This is a genomic window from Acinetobacter halobius, from assembly GCF_044130335.1.
Taxonomy (GTDB): Bacteria; Pseudomonadota; Gammaproteobacteria; order Pseudomonadales; family Moraxellaceae; genus Acinetobacter.
This window is the reverse complement of record NZ_JBIQOD010000012.1, coordinates 46,502-65,799: the sequence shown is the minus strand read 5'-3', so window position 1 is coordinate 65,799 and position 19,298 is coordinate 46,502. Positions and strand designations below refer to the sequence as shown.

The 19,298-nt window shown below is 39.8% G+C and carries 17 protein-coding genes and 4 tRNA genes; 12 read left to right on the top strand and 9 right to left on the bottom strand.

The features are described 5' to 3' along the window. Positions 1-83 precede the first annotated feature (83 nt). Positions 84-1,046 carry a Tim44 domain-containing protein gene (locus ACE01U_RS11585; protein WP_395579525.1) on the top strand — a complete coding sequence of 321 codons (963 nt, stop codon included), beginning with the start codon at positions 84-86 and terminating at the stop codon, positions 1,044-1,046. Between the two features lie 733 nt (positions 1,047-1,779). On the opposite strand, the gene ACE01U_RS11580 is transcribed toward ACE01U_RS11585, so the two are convergent. Continuing rightward, positions 1,780-2,958, bottom strand: a complete 1,179-nt coding sequence (locus ACE01U_RS11580) for a S1C family serine protease (RefSeq protein ID WP_086207997.1) — start codon at positions 2,956-2,958, stop codon at positions 1,780-1,782. Between the two features lie 168 nt (positions 2,959-3,126). On the opposite strand from ACE01U_RS11580, the gene ACE01U_RS11575 reads away from it, so the two are divergent. The 8 genes from ACE01U_RS11575 (at position 3,127) to ACE01U_RS11540 (ending at position 7,150) form a co-directional block, all read left to right on the top strand. Continuing rightward, on the top strand, positions 3,127-3,885 hold the full coding sequence (locus ACE01U_RS11575) for a Nif3-like dinuclear metal center hexameric protein (RefSeq protein WP_119063112.1): 759 nt from the start codon (positions 3,127-3,129) through the stop codon (positions 3,883-3,885). A gap of 330 nt (positions 3,886-4,215) precedes the next feature. After that, entirely contained in the window at positions 4,216-4,836 is a 621-nt protein-coding gene (locus ACE01U_RS11570) for a superoxide dismutase (protein WP_395579524.1), read from the top strand. 229 nt (positions 4,837-5,065) lie between these two features. Continuing rightward, positions 5,066-5,692: a superoxide dismutase SodB gene (gene sodB, locus ACE01U_RS11565; protein WP_010327236.1), complete on the top strand. Its 627-nt coding sequence runs from the start codon at positions 5,066-5,068 to the stop codon at positions 5,690-5,692. 145 nt (positions 5,693-5,837) lie between these two features. Continuing rightward, positions 5,838-5,913 (top strand) — tRNA-Asn (locus ACE01U_RS11560). A 4-nt stretch (positions 5,914-5,917) separates the two neighbouring features. Then, positions 5,918-5,993 (top strand) — tRNA-Asn (locus ACE01U_RS11555). A gap of 200 nt (positions 5,994-6,193) precedes the next feature. Continuing rightward, a tRNA-Asn gene (locus tag ACE01U_RS11550) sits at positions 6,194-6,269 on the top strand. Positions 6,270-6,550: 281 nt separating this feature from the next. Next, positions 6,551-6,626 (top strand) — tRNA-Asn (locus ACE01U_RS11545). A 56-nt stretch (positions 6,627-6,682) separates the two neighbouring features. Continuing rightward, entirely contained in the window at positions 6,683-7,150 is a 468-nt protein-coding gene (locus ACE01U_RS11540; RefSeq protein WP_162622326.1) for a DUF2726 domain-containing protein, read from the top strand. A 1-nt stretch (position 7,151) separates the two neighbouring features. Here the strand turns inward: ACE01U_RS11540 and ACE01U_RS11535 are convergent, their stop codons facing one another. The 7 genes from ACE01U_RS11535 to ACE01U_RS11505 all read right to left on the bottom strand — a co-directional run bounded on the left by ACE01U_RS11535 (position 7,152) and on the right by ACE01U_RS11505 (position 13,343). Then, a complete protein-coding gene (locus ACE01U_RS11535) occupies positions 7,152-7,382 on the bottom strand; it encodes a hypothetical protein (RefSeq protein WP_291374409.1) in 231 nt (76 codons plus the stop codon). Positions 7,383-7,485: 103 nt separating this feature from the next. Then, positions 7,486-8,940, bottom strand: a complete 1,455-nt coding sequence (locus ACE01U_RS11530; RefSeq protein ID WP_395579523.1) for an alpha/beta hydrolase family protein — start codon at positions 8,938-8,940, stop codon at positions 7,486-7,488. A gap of 108 nt (positions 8,941-9,048) precedes the next feature. Then, positions 9,049-9,930: a 4-hydroxybenzoate octaprenyltransferase gene (gene ubiA / locus ACE01U_RS11525; RefSeq protein WP_086208004.1), complete on the bottom strand. Its 882-nt coding sequence runs from the start codon at positions 9,928-9,930 to the stop codon at positions 9,049-9,051. After that, the gene (locus ACE01U_RS11520; protein ID WP_119063114.1) at positions 9,927-10,412 is read right to left on the bottom strand and encodes a chorismate--pyruvate lyase family protein; all 486 of its coding nucleotides are present in this window, start codon (positions 10,410-10,412) and stop codon (positions 9,927-9,929) included. The genes ubiA and ACE01U_RS11520 overlap by 4 nt, the downstream gene beginning before the upstream one ends. A gap of 86 nt (positions 10,413-10,498) precedes the next feature. Then, positions 10,499-10,774, bottom strand: coding sequence for a hypothetical protein (locus ACE01U_RS11515; protein WP_395579522.1), 276 nt, complete (start codon positions 10,772-10,774; stop codon positions 10,499-10,501). An 89-nt stretch (positions 10,775-10,863) separates the two neighbouring features. Then, positions 10,864-12,279 carry a type I glutamate--ammonia ligase gene (gene glnA / locus ACE01U_RS11510; protein WP_171264393.1) on the bottom strand — a complete coding sequence of 472 codons (1,416 nt, stop codon included), beginning with the start codon at positions 12,277-12,279 and terminating at the stop codon, positions 10,864-10,866. Positions 12,280-13,163: 884 nt separating this feature from the next. Further along, a complete protein-coding gene (locus ACE01U_RS11505; RefSeq protein WP_395579521.1) occupies positions 13,164-13,343 on the bottom strand; it encodes a hypothetical protein in 180 nt (59 codons plus the stop codon). 364 nt (positions 13,344-13,707) lie between these two features. Between ACE01U_RS11505 and ACE01U_RS11500 the strand changes: the two genes are divergently transcribed. The 3 genes from ACE01U_RS11500 to trpC are packed head-to-tail and all read left to right on the top strand — an operon-like array spanning position 13,708 to position 16,178. Next, positions 13,708-14,292: an anthranilate synthase component II gene (locus tag ACE01U_RS11500; RefSeq protein ID WP_086208248.1), complete on the top strand. Its 585-nt coding sequence runs from the start codon at positions 13,708-13,710 to the stop codon at positions 14,290-14,292. A 16-nt stretch (positions 14,293-14,308) separates the two neighbouring features. Further along, positions 14,309-15,355 carry an anthranilate phosphoribosyltransferase gene (gene trpD / locus ACE01U_RS11495; RefSeq protein WP_086208010.1) on the top strand — a complete coding sequence of 349 codons (1,047 nt, stop codon included), beginning with the start codon at positions 14,309-14,311 and terminating at the stop codon, positions 15,353-15,355. A 16-nt stretch (positions 15,356-15,371) separates the two neighbouring features. After that, complete coding sequence (trpC, locus tag ACE01U_RS11490) at positions 15,372-16,178, top strand: indole-3-glycerol phosphate synthase TrpC (RefSeq protein ID WP_086208011.1); 807 nt, start codon at positions 15,372-15,374, stop codon at positions 16,176-16,178. A gap of 117 nt (positions 16,179-16,295) precedes the next feature. Here the strand turns inward: trpC and ACE01U_RS11485 are convergent, their stop codons facing one another. Beyond that, complete coding sequence (locus ACE01U_RS11485) at positions 16,296-18,953, bottom strand: winged helix-turn-helix domain-containing protein (protein ID WP_395579520.1); 2,658 nt, start codon at positions 18,951-18,953, stop codon at positions 16,296-16,298. Between the last annotated feature and the right edge of the window lie 345 nt (positions 18,954-19,298).

The window sequence follows — 19,298 nt, the reverse complement described above, 5'->3', positions numbered from 1 at the left end:
TACACGTTTTTTATTGAAATTTAGGATAAAAGACTGCATAAAGGTAGAGTCAATATTTATTTTTTATAGAGTAGGAAAATTTGATGGAAGTTCGACAGCGTGGCTTGATTGCTGGTTTATTAACAGCGGCTCTTTTAGTTGCACCTTTAGCTGCAGAAGCTAAACGTGCAGGTGGTGGTAAAAGCCACGGCATGAGCCGTCAAGCTGCACCAACTCAGTCTTATCAACAACCTCGTCAAGCAACTCCAGCTCAACAACCTACTGCGCCTGCAACGGCTCCAGCTAAATCTGGCCCAGGCGTAGGGGGTATGGTTGCAGCAGGTGTAGCGGGTGCTGCAATTGGTGCTGTTGCTGCAAATGCATTGGCAGATGACAATTCTGCTTCTCAAGCGCAAGCACAGGAAGAAAAAGGTGGCATTCCAAGTTGGATTTGGATTTTACTTGCCGCTGCTGTTGCTTTCTTCATTTTCCGTAAAATGGGCGCAAAAAAAAAAGTAGCGGCTAATCCTTATGCGCCAAACAGTGGTTCTAATCAATCACCGTTTGGCCAACAAGCTGCACCACGTACATCTAACGACAGTACCAACATCTTTGGTCAATCCGTAGGTGGTTCAACTGCTGCTCCGCAGAACAATGCACCTTTTGGCGCAGCATATACCAACAGTGGCAGTCAGCTTCCTGATGGTACAGAGCCCGCTGCGTTCTTACGTATCGCACGTCAACGTTTTAACCATATTCAATCTATGAATACAGCAAGTAACATTTCTGAGATTCAGCGTTATTTAACACCAGATCTTTATCAGTCTATGTATCAAGATATCATGGCAAATCAAGATCAAGATGTAGCTGAATTTTCAAACCTGAATGCGATGGTTACAGATTCTGCAACTGAAAATGGTCAATACGTAGTAAGTGTACGTTTTACGGGTACAGTAAGTGAAGATCTTAACAGCTTACCTCAGCCGTTTACTGAAGTTTGGCATTTTGTAAAACCTGCGGGTTCTAGCCAAGACTGGTTAGTTGCGGGTATCCAACAAGAAGCTTAATTTTTAAATACAAAAATAGCGACTTCGGTCGCTATTTTTTTTCACGCATCATATCCCTAAAACAGGCTTGTCGATTCAAAACACCCTCCAACTTCACTTATATAAAACACCTCATAAATAGTAATTCTCCAGAGACTGTTCTATCTAAAAATCGAGCCATAATTGCATATAACGGAAACCATCCGCTGTACTAACAAACTGAATTCGATGAAGAATATATTTAGAAAAGGCATATGTAACCTAAATATCTCCAAACTGTAGCGTAGCTCAAGACACGCGAGGGGATTCGTTTATACTCAAGTATAGTTTTTTAGCCTTACCGTATGGCGAAGATGATTCATCATCATGATAAGTTGTTCAAATTTCAGCTAAATTCAATAGAGCTAATGATAAATTGCATGAAAATTCGATAAGTCTCCACCCAGACAATTTTTCAAAGAACTTGAATTAATATTTCAGTCAACTACAAGTAAATAGACTGCTCTGTCTGTCACAGGCTCGTATAGATTTCACTATAAATTGCAGAAAGTATCCAAAGCATCTCGATCTTTTTAAGGACAACTCATACACAATGAGATAAAAAGTCAGTAAGTGTCTTCAATTCCTTAACTCTAAATAACCAAATGATTCTTAAGCCCAGAACCTGTACCCACCCGCAACTTTAATTACATTGATTCATAGCATCCATAAAAAATGCCTCTGAGTACAGAGGCATTTTTTATGGTTTACAGTATTATTCAGGTAAGGGTATAAACTGTGAATCTTGACTTTGCTCTTTTCTCTCCCCCACGACCACAGCAACGTTCATTGGTTTTCCATCACGCTCAATCGAGATTTGAATGGTGCTATTGGGAGCTTGTAACGCAACAAAGTTAATTAAATGTGAAGTTGAAGTAATCACCTCTTCATTTACTTTAATAATTTTATCGCCTTTCTTTAAACCAGCATTTGCAGCTGGGCCATTTTTCAATACGTCCGCTACAACCACACCTGGTCCTTTCGGCTCTAAAATATTCACTTGCTCGACAGGAAGTAAGCTAATACCTAACCAGCCACGAACAACACGACCATCTTTGAGAATAGAATTTAGTACCTGTTGACAAATTTTTGCAGGAATCGCAAAACCAATGCCTAAAGAACCACCAGATTGCGAGAAAATTGCGGTATTGACCCCGATTAAATTCCCTGCAACATCAATCAGCGCGCCACCTGAGTTACCTGGGTTAATCGCAGCATCGGTTTGAATGAAATCTTCATAGGTATTAATGCCTAAATCAGAGCGCCCAGTTGCCGACACAATCCCCTGAGTTACTGTTTGACCCACACCAAAGGGATTACCAATCGCCAATACAACATCACCGACTTCATTACCACTCAACTTAAACGGTAAGACAGGCAAATCGGATAGTTCTATTTTAATCACAGCCAAATCCGTATCAGGATCTGTACCAATCACCTTTGCCACTGCACGGCGGCCATCATTCAGTGCGACCACAATTTGATCTGCTTGAGCAATCACATGGTTATTTGTCAAAATATAACCATCTGGGCGAACAATTACTCCAGACCCCAAACTGTTTTCATTTTTATTTTGACTAAACTGATCTGGAATTTGATTACCAAAAAACTCACGGAATGCAGGATCATTAAGTAGAGGATGATCGAGTTGTTTAACTTTCTGTGTAGTAAAAATATTCACCACTGCTGGCGCAGCCACTTTCACCGCAGCACTATAAGAAACCACCCCACCCGTACGCGTCGTATTAATTAAAGGTTCGACCTTTTCAGCAGGCATTTTGATACCGTCCGAAGCTACAGGCGCTTTTGGTTTTTGATACTGCTGCCACGCAAAAAATCCAGCAATGACTAAAATGAGTAATACCCAAGGTAACCAGGAAAAAGTCCTGCGCACGATTTCACCCTCTAAAATGTTTTAATTCATTGATGACTAAGTAATTTATGCCTATTGTAAAGCGAAATTCAACCTCTAGCACAAAAATAAGCAAGAGTTTTGTCATGCTTTAGTTACAATAAACAATAAGTTCCGATCTAATCAATTTAAATGAGTTTTTAAGTCGATATGGCAAAATTACAAGACATTATCCAATGGTGTGACCAAACTCTAAAATCTCCCGAATTTAAGGACTATGCACCCAATGGTCTGCAGATTGAGGGTAGGGCTGAAGTGCGTAAAATTTTAGCTGCGGTGACAGCATCACAAGATGCGATTGATGCTGCGGTTCGAGAAAATGCGGATCTGTTACTGGTGCACCATGGCTATTTTTGGAAAGGTGAAGCTTACCCTATCACAGGGATGCGCGGTAAACGTATTAAGAGTCTCATTCAACATGATCTTTCTTTAGTTGCGTATCACCTTCCACTCGATAGCCACCCAAGTCTTGGAAACAATGCAGCAATTGCTGATTTGCTCGATCTAGAACAGATTGAAGCGCTTGACCCCTCTGAACGTCATCCTATTGGCAATATCGGTTATTTAAAACAACCGATGCCTGTGCAAGACTTTAAACAATTCATTTCTGAAAAATTAAAGTTTGATGTGACCCATCTTCCTGCAGACAAGACCATGATCAAAAAAGTCGGTTTTTGTACTGGTGGTGCGCAAGATTTTATTGTCAAAGCCGCTGAACAAGGCTGTGATGCCTATATTTCAGGTGAAGTCAGTGAACGTACTTTCTATGAAGCCAAAGAACTCGATGTGCATTATTTTGCTTGCGGACACCATGCGACTGAGCGCTATGGCGTGCAACGATTAGGTCAAGCCCTTACAGCACAATTTGATGTTGAGTATGTTTATTTCGAATTAAATAACCCGATTTAAGCAATCACTGGGATGAAGCTCTTTTCATCCCGCTCTCCCATAAGCTTTTACTGACCATATCAGCCCAAACCATAATTTAAACAAGCCATTAATTTAAAATACTATTTTCAATATTTTTATTCTTGTATCAAAGCATAGCATCAACTCAAAAAATCATTGTTTCATATACGCTTAAGGTTCAAACGAATATGAATCATAAAATTTATTTCAATTCATACTATAAAAATGTAAATAATAAACATATTGATTCTCATTTACTTTTAAGCGGATAATAAAACTGCTTTGAAAAACATCCATAAACAATTTTGAATGATTAAAGGAATCAAACACATGGCATATTCTTTACCCACTCTTCCTTATGCATACGATGCGCTCGAACCTAATATTGATACAAAAACGATGGAAATTCACCACAGTAAACACCACCAAACTTATATCAATAACATTAATGGCGCGATTGCAGGCACAGAATGGGAGAAACTTTCAGTAGAGGAACTGGTTGCAAAAGTGAATGATGTTTCTACTGATCTTAAAAATATGGTGATCAATAATGCAGGTGGTCATGCCAACCACTCACTGTTTTGGACCGTCATGAGTCCACAAGGCGGTGGACAACCTACAGGAGCTGTGGCAACGGCTATTGATGAGCAACTCGATGGTTTTGATGCGTTTAAAGATGCATTTACCAAAGCAGCGATTAGCCGTTTTGGCAGTGGCTGGGCATGGCTGAGCGTGACCCCTACAAACAAACTCATTGTTGAAAGTAGTGCAAATCAGGACTCCCCGATTATGTGGGGGCATACCCCCATTCTCGGTTTAGATGTATGGGAACATGCCTATTATCTAAAATATCAGAACCGTCGTCCTGAATATATCAATGCCTTTTATAATGTGGTCGATTGGGATGAAGTTAATCGTCGTTATGATATGGCTCTACAATCTAAAGATTAGTTATTGATCGCAGTCTATTCAGATCAGTAAACCCATTAAAGTAGCTTAGAGCCTGCTCAAATGCACATATTTCGTGCAAAAGGCTCTAACTACATCTTGTGTATCCGATATGTCTCCTTGCGAAAATTTTTGCATATTTTGTGTATTAAAAGACTGCCCTATTGTCTCTAGAATCATTTACAATAAATGCACTTAAAGTAAAACCCAGCAAATTTGCAAGGAATGAAACATGACAACCATTACTTTACCTGCACTTCCATATGGCTACGAAGATCTTGCTCCGCACATCAGCAAAGAAACTTTAGAATTCCACCACGACAAACACCACAATACTTACGTTGTTAACCTAAACAACCTAATCAAGGGTACTGACCTTGAAGGTAAAACTTTAGAAGAAATCATCACAGCTTCTGCTGGTGATGCATCTAAAGCAGGTATCTTCAACAATGCAGCGCAAGTTTGGAACCACACATTCTACTGGAACTGTATGGCTAAAAACGGTGGTGGTAAAGCAACAGGTGCTTTAGCTGCTAAAATTGATGAAGCATTCGGTTCTTACGAAAAATTCGCTGAAGAATTTGCTGCTGCTGCTACAACTCAATTTGGTTCAGGTTGGGCTTGGTTAGTTGCTGACGAAGTAAATGGCAACCTTTCTATCCTTAAAACTTCAAATGCAGACACTCCACTTGCACACGGTAAAGTTGCAGTGTTAACCATTGACGTTTGGGAACATGCTTACTACATCGACTTCCGTAATGCACGTCCTGTTTACATCAAGACTTTCCTTGAAAGCCTTGTAAACTGGGATTATGCAAACGCGAAATATGCAGGTCAAGCTGCTGGCGTTGAAAAATAAGATTCGTCTTATTTGAAAAAAACCGCTCTTTTTGAGCGGTTTTTTGTTTTTGATGCCTAAACGCATATTTATAAAGCAAACAATTCATTTCTTTATATTATTTACTTGACCCATTTCCCTTTCCTCCCTAAAATGCGCATCAGATTCTCCAATAGCTCAGTCGGTAGAGCGACGGACTGTTAATCCGCAGGTCCCTGGTTCGAGCCCAGGTTGGAGAGCCACTATTCTTCCATAGCTCAGTCGGTAGAGCGACGGACTGTTAATCCGCAGGTCCCTGGTTCGAGCCCAGGTGGAAGAGCCAAGATTCTAAAAAGCCCAAGCATAATGACTTGGGCTTTTTTTATAGATCAACTTTTTCAAACATCAGCGCCTTCTCTTTTGCCTAAAAATGCAGATAAGCCTATCAATCTGCTTAGAAAAAAAACAATTAATCTAAAATTTAGCTTTTTTGGGCTTTGTAACTTGACCCATGTATAAATTTCTCTATACTGCATTTCAGATTCTCCAATAGCTCAGTCGGTAGAGCGACGGACTGTTAATCCGCAGGTCCCTGGTTCGAGCCCAGGTTGGAGAGCCAAATTTTAAAAAGCCCAAGCACAATGCCTTGGGCTTTTTTCTTTTATATCATCAGTGTGCAATCAAGAAACCCACATCTACTCCTTCTCAATCCTTGTTTTCATAGAACTGACCAATACCATTAAATATTAAGCTAAGTTGATGACGCTAAAGATATAGTATTCAGCACAGCTTCGATAAAAGCTAAAGCGTTTATTTTTAAATCATTTAACGTAAATTTCATAAAAATATCAGCGCAAAGACTTGACCCTGCGTGCTTTGGCACATAGAATGCATGCAGATTCTCCAATAGCTCAGTCGGTAGAGCGACGGACTGTTAATCCGCAGGTCCCTGGTTCGAGCCCAGGTTGGAGAGCCAAAATTCTAAAAACCCACTCCATTCGAGTGGGTTTTTTCTTTGCGATAGAAAATATTGTGTTCAATCTGAGTCAAATCATCTTTTTTATCATCGGCTGCTTCGCCACTATTATCTTAGTGATGATGGTCTACCCTGACCTGTTTCGCTCTAAGCAAAAATTTTATGCCAAACACGTCATTACGCCGTTTGAACGTAAAATGTTTATTCGCTTAAAAGAAGCCTTTCCGCGCTATCATATCCTCGCTCAAGTTTCATTTAGTTCGTTGATTACCAGTGATCACTATAAAATACGGGCCAAATTTAACCGTAAAGTTACCGATTTTGTTTTATTGAATGAGCAATTGGATGTGGTGGTCATTATTGAGCTGGATGATCCTTCCCACCTAGGCAAAGAACAAGAAGATGCTGAGCGTGATGCGATGTTGAATGAAGCAGGTTATATGGTTCTACGTTTTACTGAAATTCCCAGCATACGACAATTACACAAACAACTGGATTATTTTGCTTCTGCAAAAAGCGCATGAGCTAGCGCTCTACTGCTCCACTCGCCTTTTGTTCTGCTAATCGCTTTTCAGCCGCCATTTTTTCTTGAATGAGTTGCTGCTGCTTCTCTTTAATCCGTTGATATTCAGCCTGGTTTTTCGCATCACTTTTTACTGCTAAATAGGCCATCGTCAAAATAAAAAGCGGGATCACAATTCCTAGACTTGCCACCAGTATGACTTTTGGGCTTAATTTATTTGCTGATTTCACCATAATAAGCCTATTTTTCACATATTAAAATTTCAATGGGCCAACACTATAACAAAAAGAGCCTTAATCATGAGGCTCTTTCTACAATCAAATCATTCCATCTATACTATGATGGCACGATACCTGTGCAATGTTGGTTGCTACTCGCATCTTTTTCTGCATCAGTTAACACTATACCTGTCCCTGCAGACATATAAGTCTGTATAAAATCAACCGCATTTGCATTTTGACAAACAATAGCTTGGGTGTGACTCGCATTCGGTACAATCGTTAATTTATAACCATCAGCATAAGCCTGTTGCGGGAAGTAGCTGGTCGCGTTCGCTTTCATGTTTGCATATAAGGCTTGTGTTACCACAGGCAGTACGGCTTGATCATTTGCACCTTGAATAATAAATACAGGAGTTTTAATCACTTTCGCAGCAGTCGCATTAGTTGCAGGCTGATTATCAACCAAGAATTTCTGAACCACTGGATCTGATTTCATTTTATTTAAATCAATACCATACTGTGAAGTCCAATGGGTTGGATCTGCCAAAAACTCTACAACGCCAGCTTTAAATTGTTCTTGTAATCCATTAGCACTATTCGGTTCTGGATAACTCAAACAGGCACCATCATCACCATTACGACCATACGCACTTTCTGCAATATCAGCAGCATCAGCGGTAAAGATATTTTTTAAATCATAATCAGGTTGATACGCTTTAATACCTGAGCTTGCCAGTGCTGCATAAGCCAAAAGTTCAGCATAACCATCTGCAATTTGATCAATTGTCGCTTGTCCTTCTTCTGCTGTAATGATCTTGTTTGCAACTGCATAGCGAACCTGTTGTAATTGCTCATCTAACCTATTAAGACCATGTGCTTTGGGCACGCCATTCGTATCCAGATTAAACTGTGGATCAAGATAAATTTGAATAATTTGCCCTAGACTAGATGCAGGTGCACCTGCTACTGCCCCCTTATAAGTTGTATCTGTATTGGCAAATTCTGCTGTACCCAATGATGCATGCCCACCTTGTGATTGACCAATCGACATCCAAGCGCCATTTAACTGCTTACCGTAATGCTCTTTTACTGCTTTTACCGCTGCAATTGCGGAATTAGCCTGACTAGATAAGTTCAAATAAGGATGTACACCTGGTGTACCCAACCCCTCATAATCAGGGGCAACAATGACATAACCTGCAGCTAATAAGCTATTTGCTAAAATTTTGAAGCGAGGATGAATGACGTTTTTACTTGGGGCACAATCATCTGCACCTCCGACCGTTCCATGCTCCCAGACCACCACACGATAACCATCTTTAGGTTGAGTTACCTGTGGAAATAAAACCATTGCCGTTGCGGTCGCTGTCTTCCCCTGCACATTCGTCATGTTATAAGTCATGACTTTAATAGATGAACTATTTTCCACGGTATCTAAAGCATAGTTCCCTTCAGACACATAGCTTGATTGTTGATGTGAACTAGACGAATTGTCATCATCATTACAAGCGGTTAAAGACAGTGTTGAAACAGCAACTGTCAGGGCTAAAGCTATTTTCGAATGTTTCATAAAATATCCTTTTTTAATCATTGTTTTTTAAGCATGAAACTACATGCCATTTTATTAAGGCATAAAAAAAGCACCCTGTATAGGATGCTTTTTGAACAAAAGTTTATTTTAAATATTTAATTCTAAAAAGATTCCAACAAAAATAATCAAACCTACCCAACGATTATGACGAAATGCCCAAAAACAACGCTGTGGATTTTTGTCTCTGGTTTTAGTCCATTGGTAAAGAAAATCCAGCATAACCATAAATAATGCTATTAAACCAAACGGTATCAATAAACTTTCTAAGTAAAGTGCCGTCCCAATTAAGACAACACTCGCAACTTGTAATAGCGCAATAATTTGAATATCAAAACGACCAAATAGGATGGCTGTTGATTTCACGCCAATTTTTAAATCATATTCACGGTCAGTGATTGCATACTGAGTATCGTAAGCAACTGTCCAAGCAAGATTGCCAAAATACAACAACCAACATGTAAGGCCTAAAGGCTCTCCAACAGCGGTATAGGCCATAGGAATTGACCATGAAAATGCCGCACCCAAAAACACCTGTGGCAAATGGGTATAGCGCTTCATAAAAGGATAAATAAAGGCAAGGAACAACGCGCCAAAGGAGCAATAGAACGTTTCAATTGGTAAAAACAACAGCATACAAGCACTAGCGAAAACCAAAGCTAAAAACACATAAATTGCTTCTTTAGCGCTAATAATCCCTGTTGCTAATGGACGTGTCTTGGTGCGTTCTACATGTGCATCAACTTTACGGTCAGCAAAATCATTGATGGCACAGCCTGCTGCACGCATAAAAATTGTGCCTAAAATCATCGGAATTAAGATGTTTAGAGTCGGCATACCTCGGTTAGCAATCCATAATGCCCACATGGTGGGCCAAAATACCAACTCCGTACCAATTGGCTTGTCAAAACGACATAAATAATAATAGGCTTCTAAACGTTCACGCCAAGTAATCTGATGTGCAGCGGTCATGACTGTCCTTCACTTGCTGAATTTTGCTTCTGCAAGAACTGTTCAAAGCTCGCTAAAAACGTTTCTTGAACAATAAACTTACAGCCGTGCCAAGTATAACAGCTCTGTCTTGTCCAGCCATCATCCAACCAAATAACACGGCGTTCACATGCTGGATTGGTACGCTGAAATAAAAACCAACCTATAGGTTTTTTTCCAATATGTTTAAATAGTCGAGCACGACCCCGTAAACTTAAAATCGGAAAAATACTTTTAGCTTTAACCCAAGGCTCTGCATCACTGCCATATAAAAAACTTTCTCGCACCCATGAAATATGCTGATACGGCATATTCATCCATTTAGCATCAATAAATTGAAGGCGCTGAAAATGCTCTTTGGTGGGTTGAACCCTAAACGCCCCATCTGCCAAATCCGTTAGTTGTTGCGTAAGTGAACCTGAAGCATATAACCATGTTTTTAGTTCCGTTGGAATCTGCTGCATAAGCCTACCTGTACCATTGATTTTACTGCGCACTTCACGCTTATTGAGTTATGAAAATGCCTTTGATGCTATTCTAAGATCAGCCACTAACAATTATCTGTCTTTGCAATGGTTTTAAATGTACCTTGTGGTGTTTTCACTAAAATAAAACCTTCGGCACTCAAATAAAAACTTTGGGGATAATCATAATCCAATGCCAACTCAGGGCTTTTCAATGCAACAAACTCTGCCTGCTTATAACCTTCAGAGGTACGACCAACTTCGATATACGTCACCATCGAAAAATTTAACTTAAACCCTTTGTCATGATTCTTAGGGTCAACCCAAGGATAAAAACTGGTGTGCTTCTTACGTTGTGCCATCACTCTCATCACTTTTTTTCAAGTTAAACAGATGATACAAAAAAACCCGCGACTAGCGCGGGTTTTTTACAGTGAAATTCAGTTCAGAATTACAAGCTGTAGTACATATCAAATTCAACTGGGTGAGTTGTCGTATTCAAGCGACGCACTTCTTCAGTTTTAAGTTCGATATATGCATCAAGCATTTCTTTAGTGAATACACCACCTTTCAGTAAGAATTCATGATCCGCTTGAAGCGCTTCAAGAGCCATATCTAGGCTGTGCGCAACTGTAGGGATTTTTGCTTCTTCTTCTGGAGGAAGATCATATAAGTTCTTGTCAGCAGCTTCACCTGGGTGAATCTTGTTTTGAATACCGTCGATACCCGCCATCAATAATGCTGCGAAACCTAAGTACGGGTTCATCATTGGATCTGGGAAACGAGCTTCAATACGTTTGCCTTTCGGGCTAGAAACGTAAGGAATACGGATAGAAGCAGAACGGTTACGTGCTGAGTAAGCAAGCATAATTGGTGCTTCGAAGTGTGGAACTAAACGCTTATACGAGTTAGTAGAAGGGTTAGTAATTGCGTTCAATGCGCGAGCATGCTTGATTACACCACCGATGAAGTAAAGCGCCATCTCAGAAAGACCAGCATATTCATCACCAGCAAACAAGTTCTTGCCATCTTTAGAGATAGACATGTGAACGTGCATACCAGAACCGTTATCACCCACCATTGGTTTAGGCATGAAAGTTGCGGTTTTTGCATATTGATGTGCAACGTTCCAAACAGCATATTTGAACTGTTGTACTTCGTCTGCTTTACGAACCATTGTATTGAAGCTTACACCAATTTCTAACTGGCAAGATGCAACTTCGTGGTGATGTACTTCTACACGACCTGGGCCCATGATGTCTTCAATACGCGCACACATATCAGCACGCATGTCATGTGAAGAGTCAACTGGAGGAACTGGGAAATAACCACCTTTCACACGTGGACGGTGACCAGAGTTACCTGATTCGTAATCTTTACCTGTAGACCAAGCAGCTTCTTCCGCGATCAATGTATGGCGTGCGCCAGACATATCAACTTCCCACTTCACTTCGTCAAATACGAAGAATTCTGGTTCAGGACCAAAGAATGCAGTATCACCAATACCTGTCGATTTTAGGTATTCTTCAGCACGGCGAGCAATCGAACGTGGATCACGGTCATAACCTTGACCAGTTGATGGTTCGATAACATCACAAGTAACAACTACTGTTGGCTCAGCGAAGAATGGGTCAATAAAACCAGTTGCAGCATCTGGGCGTAAGATCATGTCTGATGCTTCAATGCCTTTCCAACCCGCAATTGAAGAACCATCAAACATTTTACCGTCTTCAAAAGTATCTTCATCGATAGTATCTGCTGGGTAAGTTACGTGTTGCTCTTTACCCTTCGTATCCGTAAAACGGAAATCGACCCATTTTGCACCACTTTCTTGGATGAGTTGTAGGACCTTATTCGCCATGCTCATTTTACTCCGATGATTTTTTGTTGCACTCTTCAGTGCGTGTTAGTAGTTGGTTCTTTTAAAGCAATTACCGTACCAACTTTAAAAAGCTTAGCTAAAATGTTGAATTCCTTATTAGAATAACCGTTTTGAAGCGTTTGCTTTTACTCTATTATACTGAGCTAAAAACTAAATGCACCATATTCACGCATGCTTCATGATATTTAATCTAAAAGATTTTCAGCATGATTCATAATGGTGCGTTTTTGTATTTTCTGTGCTTTTTTTACTCATTTTTTCTAAAATATGCGAGTATATCGTCCATTATTTTGATCTTTATTTCTATATATTGCACATATTTCCAAATGAAGATTATCTAAAAAAACTTGCATATTGATTACAAGTATATGTTTTTATATAAAATAAAAAAACAACAAAGCGTAATACACAAGTAGCTACAAGCCGAATAGTTCAGTCTATTCAAAAAAATATGCTCTGTTTTGGTGACATTTTACTGGTGGTTGAACTGTTCTTACACCTTCACTCGACTTTATCGCCATTCACACACCGAAATCACACATAAAATCAAGTCCAGTTGCTGTTTGCCCCAAGACTATAATGAAAGCAATCACAAAGCAGACAATAGACTGAATTATACAAAATTTCATAAGCACTTTCGCCCTACCATTAAGCTCGCTTTGCATAGTGAGATACAACAACATCAATAAAAAGACCGACATTTAGCCAAGTATTTGACCGATATAAAATGAAATTTCAGCTTTGAGTAGAGCAACATCTATTTCTTCAATATATATTTTTGGGTACAAGCCTCTTTGGCTTTATCGCGATGAACTTTGACCAGCACATAATCATTTTCTTTCCATGTCGCCAGTGGTTGTACTTCACTGCTATAAATACCCTTTGTTATTCAGGTTGAAACTCGCAGCAAACTTATCTGCACTATGGGACGCAAATACTTTTTTAAGTACCCCCAAATTCATACTGTAGCCATCATCTACGGTTTTATCGCTAGCGTTATAGACTAATGACCAGTATGGGCGAGCCAGCTCGATTTCTATTCTGTTCATAGTATTGACTTCAGTTTTTTAAATATTTTTGTCTATACCTAAAGCCAAAATAGTCATTCAAATTTTTCTTGATGTCTTCTTGTAGATTTTGAAGTTTAGATCTGCTTTGAATAGCTTCGATGACATTCCCAACAAGTTCATCTTTATAAATAGCGGTATTGCTACCTAATAGAAGTTATTGGCTCGATAGTTATGTAAATGAAATTGTCACAAAACAAAGTAAAAATGCTAAAGTAGCCGCCTAATAAGTGGCTTTTTTCAGGCCTTCACTTATTAATAACTTTATGCAAAGTGAGTAACATTGTGAGAAACACTATTTAGCAATGTTAATTACTATAATAAATTTCAAGAGGTTATGCTCAAAATGCTTCTCATGATCGACAACTATGACTCTTTTACATACAACATCGTCCAGTATTTTGGCGAGTTAAATCAAGAAGTAAAAGTAGTGCGTAATGATGCCGTGACATTAGAAGATATTGAGCGATGGCAACCTAAGTATCTGGTGATTGGTCCTGGCCCATGTTCACCATCAGAAGCAGGAATTTCCATTCCAGCTATTCAGCACTTTGCTGGAAAAATTCCATTATTAGGTGTGTGCTTAGGACATCAAGCAATTGGTCAAGCTTTTGGCGGCGATATCATTCGTGCCAAAAAAGTAATGCATGGTCGTTTGTCTGATATGCATCACTCCAATAAAGGCATTTTTAGCAACCTGCCGTCTCCATTTTCAGCAACGCGCTATCACTCACTGGTGATTGATCAAGCAACTTTGCCTGAATGCTTAGAAGTGACCTGCTGGACCAATGAAACAGATGGTTCCATTGAAGAAATCATGGGTGTAAAACATAAGACGCTTGCCGTTGAAGGCGTTCAGTTTCACCCTGAATCTATCTTGAGTCAGCATGGCCATCAAATCTTTAAGAACTTTTTAGAAATTTATGCATAAATGAGTGCAGTGAAAAATGAATATTCAACAGGCTTTAAATAACATCACCAAAAATATTGAATTGACCCAACCGCAAATGGAAGAGGTCATGCGTACCATCATGAATGGTGAAGCAACAGATGCCCAAATTGGTGCACTGATGATGGGTTTACGCTTAAAAGGCGAAAGTATTGATGAAATTACCGCCGCAGCTCGTGTCATGCGCGAGTTTGCCATCAAAATTGATGTCAGTGATGTGCCTTATTTAGTCGATATTGTAGGTACAGGTGGCGACGGTCAGAATTTATTTAACGTCTCGACCGCATCGGCTTTTGTGATTGCAGCAGCAGGTGCAACCATTGCTAAACATGGTAACCGTGGTGTTTCAACCAAATCAGGTTCATCTGACTTGTTAGAACAAGCAGGCATCCAGCTTGACTTAAACATGCAACAAACTGAACGTTGTATTCGTGAAATGGGCGTTGGTTTCTTGTTTGCACCAAATCATCATAAGGCCATGAAATATGCAGTCGGCCCACGTCGTGAGTTAGGCATCCGCAGTATTTTCAATTTACTCGGCCCGCTTACGAATCCGGCTGGGGTAAAACGTCTAGTGATTGGCGTCTTTTCGACTGAATTGTGCCGTCCAATTGCAGAAGTCATGAAACAACTGGGTGCAGAACATGTCATGGTGGTTCATTCTAAAGATGGTTTGGATGAAATTAGCCTTGCATCAAGTACCTATGTGGCTGAACTAAAACATGGTGAGGTGGTCGAGTGGGAAATCCAACCTGAAGATGTTGGTATCGAATCGCAAACCTTAACCGGTTTGATGATCCAAGACTCTGCGGAAAGCCTGACTTTGATTAAAGATGCTTTAGGTAAAAAGAAATCTGAAAAAGGTGAAAAAGCAGCCAATATGATTGCTTTAAACGCAGGTGCTGGTCTGTATGTCTCAGGACTTTGCACCAGCTATAAGCAAGGTGTGGCTTTGGCACATGACATTATCTATGGTGGTCAGGCTTTAGAAAAAATGAGCATCCTTGCCGAATTCACTAAAACTCTTAAACAATACGACGCTTGATAGACAGGATTTTGTCATGGTAGATATCGCAAATACGATTTTAGGCAAAATTGTAGATCGTAAGCAGGAAGAGTTTGCTGCACGCCTCAAACAACGTAGCTATAAAGATGTTGAAGAATGGGCACTTGAGGCAACGCCTGTACGTGGTTTTGCTCAGTCTTTACTGAGTAAAAAACCTGGTGTGATTGCTGAAATTAAAAAAGCATCTCCGTCTAAAGGGATCATTCGTGAAAACTTTGATCCTGCTGAAATTGCGCAACAGTATGAAGCAGCAGGCGCAGCCTGTTTGTCTGTGCTTACTGATGCCGACTTCTTCCAAGGCGCCGATGAAAACATCCAAATTGCACGTTCTCACTGTGGCCTACCAGCATTGCGTAAAGACTTTCTAATTGACCCTTATGGGGTGATTGAAGCACGTGCTTTACATGCTGACTGTATTCTTCTGATTGTGGCGTGTTTATCTGATCAACAACTCGAAGAAATGTCCAAAACAGCTTTTGAGCAGAATTTGGATGTGTTGGTTGAAGTACATGATGAAGCAGAGCTTGAACGTGCACTACGCCTCTCTGAACGTTGTTTGTTAGGTGTAAATAATCGCAATTTAAAAACCTTTGATGTCGACCTAAATACCTCGATTCGTTTGAAAAAACTGCTTGAACCCTCACGTTTACTGGTCACTGAAAGCGGTATTGCAACACCTGCAGATGTTGCGATGATGCAAGAGCATGACATCCATGCTTTCTTGGTCGGTGAAAGTTTTATGAAACAACCACGACCTGACCACGCTTTCACTGAGCTGTTTGGAACACCCGAAACACTCTAATCAAAATTTCAGGGTAAGAGCTAAGTCTTGCCCTGAATACTTTGTGATATGTCCTTTCAAAAAGCTGTTGAAGATCTTGTCAAATAACACCACCTACAAAACTGATGCGATCTCAAATTATTCAATTAAACCCTGTTTTTTGGCTTCATTCACTGCTTCCATTCTTGATCGTACCTGTAGCTTGTTATAGATTTTACGCAAATGCCACTTCACCGTATTGATGGATAAAAAAATCGACTCGGATATTTCTGCATCGGTACAGCCCTGACTTAATTTTTCCAGAATTTGTATTTCACGCTTCGATAAAGGTTCAACCTTCGTGCTATTTAACGAAACACCCCCACTGGTTTCAGTTTGATGCAACTTTTGTAAGTGCTGGATATACGCTATAAGCGTGGTCAGATGTTTTTGTTGCTGTCGAGCTAGATGCTGACTTAAATCAGCTAACATATCCCAAATGAGCGGATGCTCATCTAAAATGACGCGCACAGCGTGTGTGGGCATGAGTCGCTCAAGCGCTTGTTGTAAATGGTCTAAAGCCTGTTCAGCCTGTTTCAACTGATATAGTGCTAATGCCAGTAAAACTTGAACTCGTGCCTGCCGTATAGGATAAATCTTAAAAAAGTCTAACTGTTGACTAAGATACTCTACAGCAGGCTGTACTTGGCCTGTAAAAATTTGCGTGCGAATAGGAATTAAATCGTCCCCACGTAGCAAATGAGTAAAATTTAGAAAAGGTTTAAAGGTGCCTTGTCCAACGTCAACCAAGTCTGAATAAGGGTTTAACTGTTGTTGCACATAAAGTTGCACCGTATGTGCAAGTCGTGGAAGTGACCATTGACTACTACGGGTATGGGCTTGATTTGAACACAGCTGTATTGCGGCCTGATCTTGGCGCAAAGTCGCTAAACGCATCTGAAGAATATAGCCGACCATAACCATATCAGGCATGGCCAAATGGTCACCGCCATTGAAATCAATTAATGCATCTTCAACCTGCGATATTCGATTCATTTCATAATATAGATCGGCTTTAAAACTACTCAGAATATTCATAATGGCCGCTTTATTATCCGCATCTAAGCCTAGATTACGGTATTCGTCACTTTGCCCAATTTGACTAAATTTCTCTGCTGCAAGTGTTAAATCTCCAAGCAAATAGTCACATAAAGCATCAACACAATCGACCATCGCTAAACCATATAAGTTATGGCCTTGCAAATAGAGAATACGCGTCTGTAAGAGTAGCTTCCGCCCTTCAGTCATATGTCCTGAACAAATCTGATAGAGCGCCCCAATCCCAATAAGCGGAGCACGAGAAAAATAGGCTGTGCTTGCCAGTTGTACCAAGTTTTGCTGTGCTTGTGTATAAGCGAGTTCCAACTTATCTTCCAAGACGGCAATTAAAGGCGCTAAACCCAATTGGTCTTCATGTTGTAACAAAGCCTCATGCTGATCAACACTATGCCAAAGCTGTAGATAATGATTGGCTAAAGTCGCTTGATGAGTCAGCACCAGAGACCAAATAATGTCATAGAGTAACTTAGGATTTTGCAGCAAAATAGCATCTGGTAACTGTTTGACTAACTCCAAAAAAGTATAATGTCGCCCTTCTAAAATTAATTCACGACAAACTGAATTGAGCAAAGACAGAATCAGTTGTTGATCTTCTGCCTGCTGAGCATGATAGATCGCGTCCATCAAATAACGTTGCTGCTTAAACCATTCTGCTGCTTTACAATGCATTTGTTTATAGCAGTCGGGTTGTAAAAGTTTAAACTTCGCTTGTAGAAAATCTCGAAATAAATGATGTATGCGATACCACATTCTTTGATCATCTAAAGCTTGTATAAACAGACTCTTTTGACTGATAGCATCTAGCATTTGCTGTGCAGTATTGTTCGCTGTAAGTGCAATCACCAACGCCACATTCAGTTTTCTCAAGACACTAGTTTGCAATAAAAATTGTTGAATCTCAGCATCCTGCTGTAAAAAAACTTGCTCACTCAAATAATTAACAATCTGATGATGCGCACCATTTAAATTTTGAATAAACCCATGAATATCTTGATTTTCCTTCAAATATAAATTGGTAAGCTGAATACCTGTAAACCACCCCTCTGTTTTATGGATCAGTTGTTCCGCCAATTCAGGGCTTAAACTTACATGATCGAAATTTTGTTGTTGTAAAAAGTGAATTAACTCAGGGCTTTCTTGCGACTTGATACTTAAATGCTCTTCCGTTACCCATTTTAAGCGTCCTAAGAGATACTCTTTGACAAAACTCCAGTTTGGTTTAACCCTTGAAGCAATCACCAAATGGGCATTTTGAGGTAAATATTGATATAACCACCACAGGATATTTAAGCTTTCTTGGTTGTCTAAAACATCAAGTTCATCAATAAATAAAACGGTATCAATCTCTATTAAAGCGACTTGTTGGGCGAGTTCAATAATATGTTGCTTATGTATTTGACCATGTGCAATGGCGACTAACTGCTCTCTGGGAAGTAGTGCCAATTGTAAATACTGATATAAACGAATAGGGTCATTATCATCACTATCTAAAGTTAACCAACCCACTCTTTTTCCATTTGCAGCAAGGCTTTCACTCAGTTGGTACATGAGTGTCGTTTTTCCATACCCAGCTGCAGCATGTATAAAAACCAAGGAAGACTGACAATAATTCACCATCTGACTGAGCAGTTGAGGTCGTTGCATGGCTCGGTCACTTGCCATGCTTGGGCGACTGAGTTTGGTCTTTAACACTTGCATTTTTTATTCATCCAATCTTTCTGATTACATTGTTGCAGCAACCTTCATTTCCCTGAATTTTGCATAAAACACAACACTGTCATGGAGTGGTCATCTTAAGTCGATTCTACACCAAATACATTGATAAATTAGTCTGGCCTGTTTGATGGAATAAGGTGATATTGAGCCAAAATCATGATCCCCCATACCTTAAACCATTCTTTTAGAGTTTAGCTAAAGCATAGAAAATCCATTCTTTCGAATGGTTTGCATCCTCTACAAGATTGTTATGCTCAAAAAGTGGAAATCACAGTTATCTATATTTCAAGAAATTGATACCTGTTTTTTAAAATTGAAGACATACAT